Here is a 16676-nt window from a genome sequence, read left to right as displayed (position 1 = left end):
CCACACCTGCGCTTTCTGCCACACCTGCGCTTCGCCCTAAACCTCAACACCCCGAAATTGCTCGAAGTTTAGGCGCAATACCCGAAAGTTTAGGCGTCCGGGTTTAGGTGTCTGGGTTTAGGCGGAGCGCACGCGGGGCGAGGGGAGCACGCGTAGGCCGAGCGCCCGGGAGCAGCATCGCTTAGAACAGCGCGCGCGGGTCGGTGCCGGTGGCGATGGCGGTGAGAAGCGCGATGCGGGCCTGTCCGGCGCGTAGCCACCCGCCGGGTAGCACGCCCCTCTCGCCGAGCGTTGCTCCGCCGCCAGCGCCGCCGTAAGAGAAGGACACCTCGCCGTAGGGGACCGAGGTGGTCAGCACCACCGGGATACCATCCTCCGCAGCGCGCGCGAGTGCCTCGCCCATCTCGGCGGACACATTGCCTGAACCGAGGCCTTCCACGACGATGCCGTCGGGTTTCAAAGACGCCACGTGGTCCACCAGTGAAGCGTCCGCGCCGGGCCAGGCGCGCAGGATGGGGACATTCAGACCTTCCAGCTGCGCAGGAGCGACGGCTGCTGGGCGCGGCAGGGTGAGCGGTGCCGTCAGAGCGAAAGCCCACAGCGCTTCGGTGTCGTTCTTCATCAGCCCTCGCGCGGCGAGCGTGTCGCCGCCGAAGTGGACGGTCACTCCGCGGCCGCGGGCCAGCGGGTCGGCGGCGAGTTCGATCGAGCGGCGCAGGTTCTCCGGGCCGTCGGCGTGCGGGTGGTCGGCGGGGCGCTGCGCCCCGGTTAAGATTACCGGCCGCGGATCCGAGTGCACCAGGTCGAGTGCGAGCGCGGTCTCCGCCATGGAGTCGGTGCCATGGGTGATGACGATGCCGGTGACGAGGGCGTCGGCAAGCGCCTTGCCGACGAGCTGGATCAGCGTATCGACGTCCCCGAGGCCCATAGACGAGGAATCGAGGCTCACCGAGTCATACACACGCACCGGTGCGTCGGTACCGCAGCTGATGACCAGGTCCTCGGCAGTGAGGGTGGGCACGCGCGCTCCGGTCGGATCGGTGGTGGAGGCGATCGTGCCGCCGGTGGAGATGACGAGGGCGAAGGGCTCGCCGGGCTGAGGAACAGTCATGAATACCAGAGTGTCGGTTGGGGTTTGTTGTTATGAAACGGTAACCTCGGCCAGGTTACACCCCCACAAAGGAGACGTGAGAGAAAAGTGAACGCAAGGAAACTCGCCGCCGCAGTCGCAGCATTCGGTGCGGCCCTGAGCTTGGCAGCATGCTCGAACGAGGGCGACACCGCCCCCAGCACCACGGAGACCACGGCCGCAGCTGAGTCCGCGCCCGGTTCCACCGAGGCGGCTCCCGCAACTCAGCTCCCGACCGCCGCCGAGCTCAACGGGGTCCTCGCCCGCGCGACCGACCCGAGCCTGCCGATGGAGGAGCGAATCAACACCGTTCAGGGTGGCGAGACCGCGCCCGAGCTTTTCGACGTCATGGCCCAGTCCCAGCAGGAGTCCGGCGCCAACTTCCAGGTCGTCGACCCCGTGCTGCCGGGTTACGAGCCCAACACCGTCCTGGCCACCGTGAGCTTCACGCAGCCGAACCAGGCGACCGAGCTGGCCGACAACGTGGAGTTCGTCTTCGAGAACGGTTACTGGAAGCTGTCTCAGACCTGGGCCTGCACGCTGGTTACCCACACCCTGCCGCCGGAACAGCTGCCCGCGATGTGCCAGGCCGCACCGGCTGCCGAGGCGCCGGCACCCGCCGAGGCTCCGGCTGAGGCACCCGCGCCAGCCGAGAATCCCGCCGGGGCACCGGCTCCCGCGCTCTAGACCACTCTCTTGCCGGAACCCAGTGACAAATGTGACACGGTGCCGTCTCGCGACCTGGGAAAAGTGACAAATGTGGCGGTCTTGACGCAACTTTTGTCACTGCAGCAGGAGTGAGAAGGGCCCTAGTCGCGCCACACCTCATCCGTCCACAGCGTGGACAGGGTGAGGATTTTCGCGCGCGAATCCCCGCGGGACATCCGCTCGCGCCACCGGCGCCGCAGCCACCGGTCGTGGCTGGTGATTATCACGGTTCCTTGGAAGTCCAGCAGTGCCGTCTCCAGTTCTTCTGCGAGAATGAGGGAGAGGTGGTTGGTGGGTTCGTCGAGAAGCAGCAGGTCGGGCGGGGATGCCAGGATCACACCGAGGGAGACGCGTCGGCGCTGCCCGAGCGAGAGGTCCGCGAGCGGGGTCGCCGCCTGATCCTCGTTCATCAGGCCCATCTCCACCAGGGTTGGGCTGCCAGCCGGGACCAAGGTAGAGAAAACCTCCTCGGCCGTTCGCGAAAGGTCCTGCCAGGAATCGTCCTGCTCGAGCCGCGCGACGGACATTTCCTCCGGCATGACCAGCTCGCCGTCGAACCCGGAAAGGGTGCCGTCCAGGATCTTCAAAAACGTCGACTTGCCGGAGCCGTTAGGGCCCTCCACGAGCAGTTGCTCCCCTGGTTGGACTTTTAGATCCAACGGCGCAAGGCGGTCGTCGACGCTGAGCTGCTTTGCGACGACCGCCGGCAACCCCAGGCTCGTCGCAGTGTGCGGCGGCAGGCCGCGAAATTCCAGGCGCGCCGGGGGAGCGGGGATCTCGGAACGTTCCAGAGCGTCCAGACGGTTCTCGGCGGAGCGGCGCCGGTTGCCCACGGTCTTGGCCGCACGGTCGGCGTAGAATTTTGCGGCCGCGCGGGTTTCAGTTTTGTTCTCCTGGGAATGGAAGACGTCCTCGGCGCTCTGTTCGGCGGCTGCCCTCAGGCGCGCCCGCTCGTGCTCCTGTGCGGCGTAGTCGCTGGCCCAGCGATCGCGGCGCGACTGGCGCGCCCTGAGGTAGTCGCTGAAGGAGCCGGAGAAGCGCGCGCCCTGGCGGGTGTCCTCGCCGAAGCCGCCTTCCGCACCGAGGGAGGGGTCGAGATCGACCAAACCGTCGCAGGCCTCATCGAGGAAGTAGCGGTCGTGGGAGGCCGCCAGCACAGGGCCCGAAAACACGCGTAGCTCCCCGATGAGGAAGTCGACGGCCTCATCGTCCAAATGGTTGGTCGGCTCGTCGAGCACCATCGCGTCCACCGGGCGCAGCAGCAACGTGGCCAGCGCGAAGCGGCGGCGCTGCCCGCCCGACATTTCGCCGAGGGGCGTAGACAGCGCGACGTTAGCCAAGCCCAGCCCGGCCAGAATGGAAGCAATGCGCGCATCGAGCTCCCACACTCCGGAGTTCTCGGCGCGGGCCAGCGCGCGATCGAAGTCGGCGGCGAGCGCCTCGTCATCCGGTTCCGTGGCCATCCGCTCAGAGAAGACGGTGATGTCGCGTTCGACTTGGCGCAGTTCGTTGACGGCGGCGTCGATAAGCGTGGAGGCGGGCTCGGTAAACGGCAGGGACGTTTCCTGCGCGATAAAGCCGGTGGTGGGTGGGGTGATAAGCGTGCCGGAACCCGCAGCGAGCTCGCCCGAAATGAGGCCAAGAAGCGTCGACTTTCCCGCCCCGTTTTCCCCGATCAGTCCTGTCACCGAACCGGAGGGGACGGCGAACGAGATGTCGGTGAGCACGCGGTGCCCGCCCGGGTACGAAAACGAGATGCCCTCGAGACCGATGTGCAGGGGTGCAACCATGGTTTAGCCTCCGTACTCGACTGCGTTGGTGATGTCTTGGACGACGCGCACGTCGGGCTGCGGGCCGGAGTAGATGACGCGGGTGGTGGCGGAAACGCGTCCGTCGACTGGGATCGGGCGGCGCAAATCCACCGTGATGCCGCCTTCCGACGTGGTCGCGGAATGCTCCACGGCCAGGTTCGCGCCGTTGAGCTCGCCCGCGATCTCGTTGTCGATAGTTAGCTCCTGCTGCGTGGGCCGTTCCTCCACGCTGACGTTGAGGGTGACGGTGTCGCCGCTGATACCCGCGACTGTGTAGGTCGTCGTGCGCAGCATGCTGGCGTCGCTCGTGACGCGGCCGGAGACCGTCCAGCTGCCTCCGACGCCCACCGGCTCCGCGGGGAAGACCACGTTGGTGGACATGAGGGTGAGAAGCGAAGACTCCACGATGCCCCGCCCGGTGGTGGATGACTCGGGAGGGGCTAGCAGCTTGAGTGTGTCTACCCGTCCCGAGTTTTCCGCGCGCCATGACATCGCAAACCCCTCCGCCGAGGCGACCTCCTGACCCAGCTTCAGGTTCGAATGCCTGCCGGAACCGACCGTGAAGTCCACGCGGCGGTCGGCGGTGTTCTCGCCGTCATTGGGAGCCGGTGCGGGCTGGGAAGTGACGGCCAAGGGCAGGGTTGTGCTGTTGACATCGCCTCCCGCCGGCGCTTCCTCCGACACCTGGGCCGCGGACTGCACGGATTGGTCGATCCCGCCGAAGACACGGACCTCGGTCTCCCACGGGTCCTGCTCGGCCGGCGTGGCGAACGAGAGCACCTGCGGGTTCTCACCCGGCTCGACGAGGGTAACGGCGGGGGCGTCCACGGCGAAGGCGGGTACGCCTGCAACCGGGTCAGGTTCAGCCCGGCCGCAACCGGCGGCGAGAGCGCCCGCGAGGGCCACACCGGCCACTGTGAGGAGTCGATGCCGAATATTCACCCCTTGAACCTACCGCACGCCCTCCGGCTAGAGTTGTCAGGCGATGGAGCAGAACAGAACAACCGAAAAGAGGACGATGAACCGGTGGACCTGGTTCATCGTGGCAATTATGGTTGCCGTCGCCGCGGTGGACCAGGTGGTCAAGCAGATCATGCTCAGCTTCCTTCAGCCGGGTGTGCCCGTCCCCGTCATCGGTGACTTCTTCCGCCTCTACCTGCTGTTCAACCCTGGTGCGGCGTTCTCCATGGGGCAGAACTCCACCTGGCTGTTCACCACGATCCAGCTCGCGTTCGTCGCTGGTGCGCTCATTGCGGCGCCGCGGATCCGCGACCGCTGGGAGGCCCTGGGGATCGCGATGATCGCCGGGGGAGCGCTGGGCAACCTCGTCGACCGGCTGTTTCGCGAGCCGGGGTTCTGGTTCGGACACGTGGTGGACTACATCTCCGTGGGCAGCTTCGCGGTATTCAACATCGCCGACGCCTCTATCACCGTCGGTGTCGCAATTTTCGTGCTCGCAGTGTTCGCGTCAGAGCGCAAGGCCGCCCATGCCGGGTGAGTTCAGGGCACTCCCGGTGCCCGAGGGCCTCGACGGGATGCGGGTGGACCAGGCGGTGTCCAAGCTTTTCGGCTTGTCGCGCACCGTGGCCGCAGACATCGTGGCCGAGGGCAGTGTGCTTATCGACGCCTCCCTGGTCACCAAATCCGACCGCGTGCGCGCCGGGGCGTTGCTTGAGGTGACGCTGCCCGAGCCGAAGCTGGCGCCCGAGCCGAAGGCCGAACTAGTTGAGGGCCTGGGCATTATCTACCAGGACGACGACGTCATTGCTGTGGACAAGCCCGTCGGGGTGGCTGCCCACCCCACGCTCGGCTGGGAAGGCCCGACCGTCGTCGGCGGGCTGCAGGCCATGGGCTTCACCCTTCCCGATGCTGGCCCGCCCGAGCGCAAAGGAATCGTGCAGCGTCTCGACGTCGGCACGTCCGGTGTCATGGTGGTAGCCAACAGCGTGCAGGGTTATTCCGTACTCAAACGGGCTTTCAAGGAGCGCACCGTCGACAAGACCTACCACGCGGTCGTGCAGGGGTTACCCGACCCGATCGTCGGGACTATCGACGCCCCGATCGGACGCCACCCCTCCTCCGGGTGGAAGTTCGCAGTGACCTCGGACGGGCGCCACGCGGTGACACACTACGAGCTTGTCGAAGCCTTCCGGGACGCGAGCCTGCTTCAGGTCCGCCTCGAAACCGGGCGCACGCACCAGATCCGCGTGCACATGTCAGCGGTGGGGCACCCCTGCGTCGGCGACCCGATGTACGGCTCCGACCCCACGTTGTCCAAGCGCGTCGGGCTGATCCGCCAGTGGTTGCACGCCACCACACTCGGGTTCACGCATCCCCGCACGGGGGACTACATGCAGGTGCAGTCTGCATATCCGGCCGACCTGCAGCACGCTCTGGAGGTCCTGCGCGGGTGAGGCGGCACGCACTTTTGCCCCTCGTCGCCGTTGCCGTGGCGGCGGGAATCGCTGGGTTGTGGGCGCTCGGTACGGTAGTACAGCCTGCGCCCACCTACCAGGGGGACCAGCTAGGCATGGAGTCCGGGGAGACGCCGGAGGTGTACGAGGCGCGTGCGGAGGCGTCGATAAGCGGGGACGCGGGGGAGACGGGGCCGGTATGGGCCCTGGTGACGTTTTCCGGCGCGCTCAGCCCCGCCGAAGCCGCTGCGGTGCTCGAACCGGCCGACCGTGTGAGCGCCGTCGTGTTTCCCGATGCCGCGGCCCGCCCGATCCCCGAGCCTGTGGCGGGGGAGGGCAGGGCCGACGTGATTGTGCGCGAGGCGGGACGCCTCCACGCGGCGACCGGGAAGCGGAACGCGGAACCGGTCGGGGCCGTCGTGCGGGACGAACCCGCGGTGCTGCGGGAGATCGCCGCGCGCGGTGACGTGTTCGCGGTCGAGGCGCTCCCGGACGACGCCCGGTGGGGTTCATTCGGAATCTCCCCTGTCACACCCGTTAGGCCCGGCCGGTAAGCCGCGCTGAAGTCAGGGGGGAAGTCGGGGGCGGCGTGTATAGTTTTCCGAGTTAGATCCGTACCGCCCGTGAGGAGCAACTTTGGTTTCCGTCCCCGGAATCGACACCCCCTACGGCCGTCAGGCCAGCCAGCCAAGTCACAAGCGACGTTCTGGCCTGAAGAAGGCCACGGTAGCTGCTGCTTCGGCTGCGATAATCTTCGCGTCGGCGTGCGGAATCGGCGGTGGTGGCGGGGGAAACGAGAAAAAGGACGGTCTCGCCGCGGGCGATTACACCGTGGTGCGCGAAGATGACGTGACCAACAGCATCATCGTCAACGGCAACATCGGCCCCGCTCGGTCCATGAGCATCACCACCCCGCTGCAGTCCAAGGTGGAGAAGCTCGCTGTCGCCGCGGGCGACCGCGTCAGCGTTGACCAGTTCTTGGTGGAGATGGACTCGTCTGCCGCCGAACGCCAGCTGGCGCAGCAGCAACAGCAGCAGGCCAACGCGCAAGCGGAGGCGATGGATGGTGTTGAAGCCGCGCAGGCCCAGCTCAACACGGTGCAGGACCAGATCAACCGCGGTGTCCACCCCGCGATTGGCCAGGCGCAGGCGGCAGTGAATCAGGCGCAGGCGGCCTACGACGCCGCGGTCGCCGGCCAAGGTGCGGTGGCCATGGACGCGTCTGCTAGCCAGGTCAAGCGCATCATCAATGACATCAGCTCCGGCGACATCCTGTCGGGGGGACACCCCGCACCCGCCCCGTCTCCCGCTCCTTCCCCCGAGCAGCGCGAGCAGCAGATGATCCAGCAGCGAGTGGCCGAGCAGCAGATGGCGCAGGCGCAGCAGCAGGCCCAGGGACAGCAGCAGGCCACAGACCAGGCCGCCGTCGGCCAGGCGTACGCCGCGCTGCAGCAGGCGTACGCGCAGCTCGACGTCGCGTACGCACAGGCCGCCCAGGAGCGCGACCAACTCCAGCGCCAGGTTGATTCAGCGTGGCGTCAGGCGGAGACGGCGGGCAACGCTAGCGGTGACGGCAGCCTGGAATACCAGGTTCAGTCCGCCACCGTGTACGCGCCGATGGCCGGTCTGGTTACCAGCGTGGACGTGCAGGAGGGGGACATTCCCCAGGGCAAACTTCTCACCATCGCGGACGACTCCCGCCTGTTGATCCGCTCGCAGGTGCGGGAGGGTGATGTGCTTGACATTGCGCCAGGGAACCGCGTGAAGTTCACCTCTACAGCCACGGGGAACAAGGAGTTCGAGGGCCGAGTGTCCTGGGTGTCCCCGGTGGCGAACTCAGGTGAGGGAAAAACCGGGGAGGGCAACCCGCAGGGAGGCCAGGCCGCCGTCACATTCCCTGTGGACATCGAGGTTACCGGTGACAAGGAAGGTCTCCTGCTCGGGGGCAGCGCCCGTGCGGAAATCATCACCGAGGAAGACTCGGACTCGCTCTCGGTTCCGCTCGACGCGGTATTCGAGGACGGCGGACAAAAGAAGGTTCTTGTGCTGAGCACCGAGGATGGGGAGCGCCGCGGGGCCGTCGAGGAGCGCAAGGTGACAACCGGTGCCGCGAACGAGGTCGACGTCGCCGTCACCGGCGGGGAGCTCACAAAGGGCGACATCGTCATTAACTGGCCGGACCAGTACCGCGACCGCCTGGGCGAGAACGTGTCGATCTCCGACACAAAGTTCAACCCCGATGACGTCGCTGCCGCCCGCGAGGAGAACAAGGGTTAATTCAGTGAACACCCCCGTGAGCCCGGGCGTTGACGCGACCAGCATGGCCGATTCCGGCCTGCTGATTGACATGCGCCGGATCGTGAAAACCTACAACCCCGGTGAACCCAGCGAAGTGCGCGTCCTTCACGGCATAGATTTCTACACCGAGCAAAGCGAATTCGTTTCCATCGTCGGACCGTCCGGCTGCGGCAAGTCGACGCTGATGAACCTCATCGGCATGCTCGATCGGCCGACGGAAGGCGCCTACGCCTTCAACGGGGAGCCGGTGTACGCCAAGCTGGACAAGGAGCTGGCCGCTTACCGCAGCCAGAACATCGGCTTCATCTTTCAGAATTTCAACCTCGTCGGTCGCATCAACGCGTTGCAGAACGTGGCCATGCCGATGATGTACGCGGGCGTGGACAAGCGGGAGCGCGAGGAGCTGGCGGCGGCGCTGTTGGAGAAGATGGGGATGGGAGACCGCCTCAACCACCTGCCTAACGAACTTTCCGGCGGCCAGAAGCAGCGCGTGGCCATCGCGCGCAGCCTCGCAAATGATCCGGACCTACTGCTCGCGGACGAGCCCACCGGCGCCCTCGACTCGAAGACTGGGCGGATGGTGATGGACCTCTTCCACGAACTCCACGAGGAGTTGGGCAAGGCCATCGTGTTCATCACCCACAACCCGGACCTGGCCGAGGAGACCGGCCGTGTGGTGGAGATGATGGACGGCCACGTCTCCAAGATTCGCCGACCTGACGTCGCGCGAGCAGGGAAGGCCTAGACCGTGAATTTCCAAGAGTCCCTTCGCTTAGCCGCCTCCAGCCTCAACAACAACAAGCTGCGCTCCCTGCTGACCCTGCTAGGCATCATCATCGGCATCATGGCAGTGATCATCATCATGACACTCGGCGCCGGTCTGCAGAAGCAGGTCATGTCTTCCCTCGAGGGCGTCGGTGCTACGAACCACATCGTGATGGTGCACGAGCGCGGCGACGACGCCGCGAACCCGGATGACCCGTACGCGGAGATGAACTCAGCGCCGCCGACGGAGGAGCAGGACCAGGTGTCCTTCGATCAGCTCGACGAGCTGCGTGGCCACTTCGGGCCGCGCGTGAGGGGCGTCGACGTGCCCAATACGATTTCGAGCAGCGGCGATGTTTCGGCCGGGGAGAAGACCTCCTCAGCGACCGTCTACCCGTCCATGACCGACAGCCTGTCGATGCGCAACCAGACGGTGGAGTTCGGACGGGGCCTCAACGCCGACGATATTGCGCAGGGTAGGCCGGTCACCGTTGTCACTGCCTCGCTCGTGGAGGCATTGTTCGACTCGGACGCCCAAGCGGCGCTCGGGGAGCGCATCGATGTCACCGTCGGTAGCCACACCGCGGTGTTCACCATCGTCGGTGTGCTGGAGGACCAGGGCAACGCGGGAATGTTCGCCGGGCCGCAGTCGTTCGCGGACATCTACATCCCGATAAGCGCCGCGGACCGTCTGGGCACCCAGATCAACGCGCTGAACAGCTTCTCCGTTCAATCCGCACCCAGCGAGGAAACCGCGGCGTTCCAAACCGAGCTGCAGAACTACCTGAACCGCTGGTACGACCGCAACGAGAGCTACGAGATCACCGTGGTCGACCTCTCTGCCGGTCTGGAACAGCTCACCAGCGTATTCGGCATCATCTCCACCGTGCTCTCCGCCATCGGTGGAATTTCCCTCCTCGTCGGCGGGATTGGTGTGATGAACATCATGCTCATCACCGTGACAGAGCGCACCCGTGAAATCGGCATCCGCAAGGCGCTCGGTGCGACACAGCGCGACATCCGCACCCAGTTCATCGTGGAGGCGATCCTGGTCTGCCTCATCGGTGGGGTGATCGGCATCATCCTCGGTTCGGTCATTGGCATGATCGCGACATCAGCTTTCGACGCCTTTGTCCTGCCGCCGTTGGGTGCAGTATTGATGTCCCTCGGGTTTTCCCTGGCTACTGGCGTTTTCTTCGGGGCTTATCCGGCGTCTAAGGCGGCGAAAATGCAGCCTATCGACGCCCTGCGCTACGAGTAGCGGCGGCGGGTTACAGGCCTGTCATTCGCCCGCTTTTGTCGTGTCGGGCTGCGGGCTAGGATGACCGTCATGGCCAACAACTCCTCCTTCGTCCACCTCCACAACCACACCGAGTTTTCGATGTTGGACGGTATGGCGAAGGTGGACCTGCTCGCTGAGGAGGTCATCCGCCAGGGGATGCCGGCGGTGGGGATGACAGACCACGGCAACATGTTCGGCTCCAACGCGTTTTACCGGCGCATGGTGGACGCGGGAATCAAGCCAATCATCGGCATCGAGGCGTACATGGCGCCGGAATCCCGCTTCAACAAGAAGCGCGTGCTGTGGGGAACCCCGGACCAAAAAGGCGACGATGTCTCCGCTTCGGGCGCTTACCTCCACCAGACGATGCTGGCGGAGAACGCCACCGGGTTGCGCAACCTGTTCAAGCTCTCCACCCTCGCCTCCTATGAGGGGCAGCTGGGCAAGTGGCCGCGCATGGACGCGGAGCTCATCGCCGAACACGCCGACGGCATTATCGCCACCACCGGTTGCCCCTCGGGTGACGTGCAGACGCGCCTGCGACTCGGCCAGTTCGATGCCGCACTCGAGGCTGCCGCAATGTGGCAGGACATCTACGGCAAGGACAACTATTTCCTCGAGCTGATGGACCACGGCCTGCACATCGAGCGCCGGGTGCGCGACGACCTGCTCAAGATCGGGGAAATGCTCGAGCTGCCGCCGCTGGTGACCAACGACTGCCACTATGTCCTCGAATCGCAGGCACCGGCGCATGAGGCGATGCTGTGTGTGCAAACCGGTAAGACGCTGCTCGACCCGGACCGCTTCAAGTTCGACGGCACCGGTTACTACATCAAGTCTGCGGAGCAGATGCGCCAGACGTGGGATTCCACGGTGCCCGGCGGGTGCGACAACACGCTGTGGATCGCCGAGCGCGTGGGCGACTACGGCGAGTTGTGGGAGGAGCACCCGCACGACCGGATGCCGATCGCCGATGTCCCCGAGGGGGAGACTCCGACGACGTGGCTGCGCAAGGAAGTCGTCCGCGGCCTGGAAGACCGCTTCCCGGGCGAAGACGTGCCGCAGGAGTACATCGACCGCGCGAACTACGAGGTCGACGTCATCGACATGAAGGGCTACCCCTCGTACTTTCTCATCGTCGCCGAGCTGATCAAGCACGCACGTGAGATCGGCATCCGCGTCGGACCGGGCCGTGGTTCGGCCGCTGGTGCACTCGTCGCCTACGCGCTGACGATCACCAACATCGATCCGATCGAGCACGGACTGCTGTTCGAGCGATTCCTCAACCCGGAGCGCCCGTCGGCCCCCGATATCGATATCGACTTCGACGACCGTCGCCGCGGCGAGATGATTACCTACGCTGCGGACCGGTGGGGCGAGGACAAGATCGCCCAGGTGATCACCTTCGGCACGGTGAAGACGAAGCAGGCGATCAAAGACGCAGCCAAGGTGAACTTCGGCCAGCCCGGTTTCCAGATGGCGGACCGGATCAACGGTGCGCTGCCGCCCGCCATCATGGCGAAGGACATCCCGCTCTCCGGCATCACCGACCCGGACCACTCCCGTTACTCCGAGGCTGCCGAGGTCCGCTCCCTCATTGAGACGGACCCGGACGTGGCCAAGATTTACGAGACCGCGCGCGGCCTAGAGGGGGTTGTCCGCCAGGCCGGAGTGCACGCCTGCGCGGTGATCATGGCATCGGTGCCGCTGATGGACCACATCCCGATGTGGAAGCGCCCCGCCGATGGCGCCCTCATCACCGGCTGGGACTACCCGGCGTGCGAGGCGATCGGTCTGTTGAAGATGGATTTCCTCGGCTTGCGCAACCTCACCGTCATCGGCGACGCGCTGGAGAACATCGAGAAGAACCGCGGTGAGACTATCGACCTGGAGACCCTCGAGATTGACGACGCCCCCGTGTACGAGCTCCTGTCCCGCGGTGACACCCTCGGCATCTTCCAGCTCGATTCCGGTGGCATGCAGGAGCTGCTCAAGCGCATGAAGCCGACGGGCTTCAACGACATTGTCGCGTCGCTGGCGCTGTACCGTCCTGGCCCGATGGGTGTCAACGCGCACTGGGATTACGCGGACCGCAAAAACGGCCGTAAGCCGATCACCCCAATCCACCCGGAGCTGGAGGAGCCGCTCCGGGAGATTTTGGGTGAGACGTACGGCCTCATCGTCTACCAGGAGCAGATCATGAGGATCTCGCAGAAGGTGGCGAATTACACTGCCGGTGAGGCAGACGGCTTCCGCAAGGCGATGGGCAAGAAAAAGCCCGAGGTGCTGGCCAAGGAGTACTCCAAGTTCTCCGAGGGCATGTTCTCCAACGGTTTCTCCAAGGACGCGGTGGACGCACTGTGGGGCACCATTGAGCCGTTCGCATCCTACGCGTTCAACAAATCCCACGCCGCCGGTTACGCGCTGGTGTCGTACTGGACGGCATACCTGAAAGCGAACTACACCGCCGAATACATGGCGGCGCTGTTGACGTCGGTGGGAGACAAGAAGGACAAGTCCGCCATCTATCTATCCGACTGCCGCCATCTCGGGATCAGCGTGCTGCAACCCGACATCAACGAGTCCGAGGAAAACTTCATGGCAGTCGGTGACGACATCCGTTACGGCCTCGCCGCCGTGCGCAACGTGGGTGTGGAGGTCGTTGAGTCGATCAAGGAGACCCGCCGCACCAAGGGTGCGTTCACCAGCTTCTCGGACTACCTGGACAAGATCGATCTCCTTGCGTGCAACAAACGCATCACGGAGTCGCTGATCAAGGCGGGAGCGTTCGATTCGCTCGGCCACCCGCGAAAGGGCCTCATGCTCATTCAGGAGGACGCGGTGGACTCGGTGTTGACCACCAAGAAAGCCGCCGACAAGGGGCAGTTCGACCTGTTCGCGGGTTTCGGAGGCGAGGACGGCTCGGAGCAGGGTGCGTTTTCCATCGAGGTGCCGGACGACGAGTGGGACCGAAAGCACCTGCTTGCTCTCGAGCGCGAGATGCTCGGCCTCTACGTCTCGGGCCACCCGCTCGACGGTTACGAGGAGGCAATCGATGCCCAGACCGACACTCAGCTCACCGACATCCTTTCCGGTGAGCTGCGCAACGGCGCTGAGGTGACCATCGGTGGCCTAATCTCAAGCGTGGACCGCAGGTTTTCCAAAAAGGACGGTTCGCCTTGGGCGATCGTCACCGTTGAGGACCACCATGGCGCGCAGGTTGATGTCCTGCTGTTCAACAAGGTCTACGCCCTTGTCGCCCCGCAGATCGTGGAGGACAACATCATCCTGGCGAAGGCGCACGTCTCCATCCGAGACGACCGAACGAGCCTGTTCGGCGATGACGTGAAGGTCCCTGAGCTGGGCCCGGGCAACGGGGCAGGCCTGCCGCTGCGCTTGACCCTGCGCACGGAGCAGTGCACCGTTGACAACATCCGCAAGCTCAAGGGGGTGCTCTCCGCCAACCCGGGGGATTCGGACGTGTACCTCAACCTTGTGCACGGCGACCAGTCGCAGCTCATGGTCCTCGGGGACCACTTGCGCGTCGAGCGCTCCGCCAGCTTAATGGGTGACCTCAAGGCCAATATGGGCGTCGGGATCTTGGGCTAGAGCTTTCTCGCTTGTCGACGACTGCGGCCCCGCCAGCTCACGCCGGCGGGGCCGCAGCGGGGTGCGGGAAAGCCCGGTTACTTGGCCAAGAAGTCCCGGATCATTGCCTGCGCAGTCGGCGAGACGGAGATAATCATTCCCGCAGCCTGCACGACACCCGTGAGGACCGCGATGATCACGTTGACCACCATGAAGAAGGTCTTACCGTCCTCGGACAGCGAGCTTGCTTCGACCAGGCTGGAGGAATCCTGCTTCGGAGCTTCCGGGTCCTTGGTCGGTGGCTCAGTCGGGTTCGGCGATGCGGAAACGGTCGGCCCCGTGGTCGGCTCGGCCGTCGGGGTCGTAGTGGGCGACGCCGTCTGCGAGGAGCTGCCGTTAGAGCTCTGGGCGTGTGCCGGGGACACGGCGAGGCCCAGAGCGAGGGCGGTTGCCACGGTGGCGGCGGTGATGCGACGAATCACGGTTATCCTTCGGATTTTTTCAGCGGCGAGTTCTAGAAGGGAAGCTGGACGCCAGGCAGTCCGAGCAGCTTGGCAATCTTATCAATGCCAGAGGGGTTGGCCAGCACAATGATCGCGATGGTCAACACTGCAGCCGGAATGGCGGTGCCAGCGATTACTGCTGCGCGCTGGTTGTAACTGGAACCATCGTTGCTTGCCGAGGAGTTGCTCGAGGCGGGTGCCGCATCCGCAGTAAGCGGCGTCGCTGCGAGGGCGAAAGCGGTGGCAACAGCTACAGCTGATGTGGTGAAGCGGTTCATGTATTCACTCCTGAGATGCGAGAGCAGCGGGCAGGTACGGTGCCAGACCAGTTGTTCATATCAAGGCACCGGACAGGTGTCGCATTTACAGTAGCCTACGGCGGTTAGTTTCGCAGCTTCGTCATGATTGCCTCGAAGCCGTTAAGGGGATTCGGGATGATCCCCATGTTCACCGCGCCTGCAATAGCGCCGAACGCGGCAAGCAGGGAAGCGAGAATGCCGAGCACGAAACCGATAATGCCCTGGGATGAACCGCCGGTTGAGGAGTCTGCGGAACCGGTCGAGCCGGTGGATCCGCCGTCGGCTGGAGGGTTGATGAGCGAGTCGACCTGAAAAACGGTGGTGGTGCCGGAGACCTCGTTGCCCACGACGAGAAGGTTTTCACCGTTCGGGGAGTCCGCGGCTGGGATGAAGGTCAGCCCCTCCGGCCCGAGATCACCGGTGTTCGACAAGAAGTCGCGGTTGTTGAGGTAGGTCTGGTAGGTCGCGTTGTTGGGGTCGGTGATGTCGTAGACGATAACACCGCCGACGCGCTCGAAACCGATAAAGGCGTAGGTGCGGCCGTTGATCGTGCCGAGGGCGAGACCCTCGGGCTCTGGCCCCTTGTCATCGGAGCGGCTGTCGAATTCGGCCTTGTTGTGGTTGGAATTGAAGTACTCCGGGTTGACGCGCGCGGTGATGCGCTCGAAATCGTCAGCGGAGTCGAAGACGCGCGTGCCGTCGGCGGAGAAGATGGAGAAGCTGCGGCCGCCGAAAGCGTAGAGATCCTCGTAGCAGGTGCGCTCCTTATCGAGACCGAACGCGGTGGTTACGTTGAGGCGTCCGGCGCCACCGTCGGAAAGCATGAAGGCGATCGCATCCGTGTTCAACCCGCCGAAATCCTCGCAAACGGGTGCGACTCCATCGTCGCCGAAGTTCTTCAGGCGCTCCTCCCCGGAATAGGCCTTCCAGTCGCGGGCGTCGCCCTCGTTTGCGGTGACGATGAAGGTTTGGCCGCCGGTGCTGTAGGAAGCGACCGCGTCGGGTTGGAGGATGCCCTTGATCGGCCAGGTACGGAAGTTGATGCCCCCGTCCTTATCGGAGGAGTCGAACGCGACTGTCGTGCGGTCCTGGTAACCGATTGGGAAGATGTCATCGACGTTCGCAGACGCGATGTCGATCACGGCGATAGCGTTGTTCTCCTGCAAGGACACGTACGCTTTGCCGCCGGAGACGGTGATGTACTCCGGTTCCAGGTTCTGGGCGACGGTGGTCGAACCGCCCACCTGGCCGAAGACGTGCACCCCCTCCGGTAGGACGCCCTCGGCGTTGAAGCGGGTGAAGTCCGCAGTGCGGACATCCGCCTGGGCCGAGGCCTTCAGCTCGCCTCCCAGCGCGATGACAGAAACGGAACCCTCGGGGTCCACGGTGTAATCCTCGGCGGGCTCACCCTCGTTGGCTACGAGCGCGTACTTGCCGTCGGTGGTGATGGTCACCATGTCGGGAAGAGCAGCTTCGGATCTGTGGGGTCGGTGACATCGAGAACGTCAATCTTACCGGCTTGCGCGTTAGCGGTGAGTACGCGGTTGCTTTCCGCGTGGAACGCGACGATTTCGGCGGCGGATTTGTCGAACACGCCGGTTTCGTAGGAGCCGATTGCCGTGATGGACACCGAGGAGTTCGCCGCCTGGTCGTGGGTCGGGTTGGCAACAATCGCCGCTTGGGCAGGCGCGGCCAGCGAGATGGCGGTGGCGAGAGCGATGGACGCGGCGACGCCGATGGATCCGTTGCGGGAGAGGTTCAGGGAAAAACCCTTTCAACATGTGCGATGGTTCTTGACAGACAATTCTTAACCTCCCAAGGTGACCCAAAGGTTGAATCGGGTGCAGGGTCAGGTGACGCTCTGATGAAGGACACGTAA

Annotated in this window: 16 protein-coding genes; 9 read left to right on the top strand and 7 right to left on the bottom strand. The window is 64.8% G+C overall.

Annotation, left to right across the window (positions count from 1 at the left end; all coding sequences use genetic code 11):
* Positions 1–181: 181 nt before the first annotated feature.
* A complete protein-coding gene (locus tag G7Y29_RS07225; protein WP_165002629.1) occupies positions 182–1111 on the bottom strand; it encodes an asparaginase in 930 nt (309 codons plus the stop codon).
* An 87-nt stretch (positions 1112–1198) separates the two neighbouring features.
* Here G7Y29_RS07225 and G7Y29_RS07220 point away from each other — a divergent pair, with 87 nt between their 5' ends.
* On the top strand, positions 1199–1816 hold the full coding sequence (locus tag G7Y29_RS07220) for a WKL family lipoprotein (protein ID WP_165002628.1): 618 nt from the start codon (positions 1199–1201) through the stop codon (positions 1814–1816).
* A gap of 122 nt (positions 1817–1938) precedes the next feature.
* Here the strand turns inward: G7Y29_RS07220 and G7Y29_RS07215 are convergent, their stop codons facing one another.
* A complete protein-coding gene (locus G7Y29_RS07215) occupies positions 1939–3627 on the bottom strand; it encodes an ABC-F family ATP-binding cassette domain-containing protein (protein ID WP_165002627.1) in 1689 nt (562 codons plus the stop codon).
* A gap of 3 nt (positions 3628–3630) precedes the next feature.
* Positions 3631–4590, bottom strand: coding sequence for a DUF6263 family protein (locus G7Y29_RS07210; protein WP_165002626.1), 960 nt, complete (start codon positions 4588–4590; stop codon positions 3631–3633).
* Between the two features lie 43 nt (positions 4591–4633).
* Here G7Y29_RS07210 and lspA point away from each other — a divergent pair, with 43 nt between their 5' ends.
* The 7 genes from lspA to dnaE all read left to right on the top strand — a co-directional run bounded on the left by lspA (position 4634) and on the right by dnaE (position 14016).
* Complete coding sequence (lspA, locus tag G7Y29_RS07205; RefSeq protein WP_165002625.1) at positions 4634–5146, top strand: signal peptidase II; 513 nt, start codon at positions 4634–4636, stop codon at positions 5144–5146.
* Positions 5136–6062 (top strand): RluA family pseudouridine synthase, encoded by a 927-nt coding sequence (locus tag G7Y29_RS07200; protein ID WP_165002624.1) that lies wholly within the window; start codon positions 5136–5138, stop codon positions 6060–6062. Before lspA ends, G7Y29_RS07200 begins: the two co-directional genes overlap by 11 nt.
* Positions 6059–6616, top strand: a complete 558-nt coding sequence (locus tag G7Y29_RS07195; protein WP_165002623.1) for a hypothetical protein — start codon at positions 6059–6061, stop codon at positions 6614–6616. Before G7Y29_RS07200 ends, G7Y29_RS07195 begins: the two co-directional genes overlap by 4 nt.
* Before the next feature lie 82 nt (positions 6617–6698).
* Positions 6699–8339 (top strand): efflux RND transporter periplasmic adaptor subunit, encoded by a 1641-nt coding sequence (locus G7Y29_RS07190; RefSeq protein ID WP_165002622.1) that lies wholly within the window; start codon positions 6699–6701, stop codon positions 8337–8339.
* A gap of 43 nt (positions 8340–8382) precedes the next feature.
* Complete coding sequence (locus G7Y29_RS07185; RefSeq protein ID WP_165002782.1) at positions 8383–9105, top strand: ABC transporter ATP-binding protein; 723 nt, start codon at positions 8383–8385, stop codon at positions 9103–9105.
* Between the two features lie 3 nt (positions 9106–9108).
* The gene (locus G7Y29_RS07180; RefSeq protein ID WP_165002621.1) at positions 9109–10386 is read left to right on the top strand and encodes an ABC transporter permease; all 1278 of its coding nucleotides are present in this window, start codon (positions 9109–9111) and stop codon (positions 10384–10386) included.
* Between the two features lie 69 nt (positions 10387–10455).
* Positions 10456–14016, top strand: coding sequence for a DNA polymerase III subunit alpha (gene dnaE, locus G7Y29_RS07175; RefSeq protein WP_165002620.1), 3561 nt, complete (start codon positions 10456–10458; stop codon positions 14014–14016).
* Between the two features lie 77 nt (positions 14017–14093).
* Here dnaE and G7Y29_RS07170 read toward each other — a convergent pair whose 3' ends face one another.
* The 4 genes from G7Y29_RS07170 to G7Y29_RS10870 form a co-directional block, all read right to left on the bottom strand.
* Complete coding sequence (locus tag G7Y29_RS07170) at positions 14094–14477, bottom strand: hypothetical protein (protein WP_165002619.1); 384 nt, start codon at positions 14475–14477, stop codon at positions 14094–14096.
* Between the two features lie 32 nt (positions 14478–14509).
* The gene (locus tag G7Y29_RS07165) at positions 14510–14776 is read right to left on the bottom strand and encodes a hypothetical protein (RefSeq protein WP_165002618.1); all 267 of its coding nucleotides are present in this window, start codon (positions 14774–14776) and stop codon (positions 14510–14512) included.
* Between the two features lie 104 nt (positions 14777–14880).
* On the bottom strand, positions 14881–16254 hold the full coding sequence (locus G7Y29_RS07160) for a choice-of-anchor I family protein (protein WP_249399718.1): 1374 nt from the start codon (positions 16252–16254) through the stop codon (positions 14881–14883).
* On the bottom strand, positions 16248–16427 hold the full coding sequence (locus tag G7Y29_RS10870; protein ID WP_249399717.1) for a hypothetical protein: 180 nt from the start codon (positions 16425–16427) through the stop codon (positions 16248–16250). Before G7Y29_RS10870 ends, G7Y29_RS07160 begins: the two co-directional genes overlap by 7 nt.
* Here G7Y29_RS10870 and G7Y29_RS10865 point away from each other — a divergent pair.
* Positions 16417–16608 carry a hypothetical protein gene (locus G7Y29_RS10865; protein WP_249399716.1) on the top strand — a complete coding sequence of 64 codons (192 nt, stop codon included), beginning with the start codon at positions 16417–16419 and terminating at the stop codon, positions 16606–16608. The two genes, G7Y29_RS10870 and G7Y29_RS10865, sit on opposite strands and share 11 nt — an antisense overlap.
* Positions 16609–16676: the final 68 nt, after the last annotated feature.

The organism is Corynebacterium qintianiae (assembly GCF_011038645.2).
GTDB lineage: Bacteria > Actinomycetota > Actinomycetes > Mycobacteriales > Mycobacteriaceae > Corynebacterium > Corynebacterium qintianiae.
Note: the sequence above shows the minus strand (reverse complement) of the source record. Positions and strands in the feature narration are given on the sequence as shown.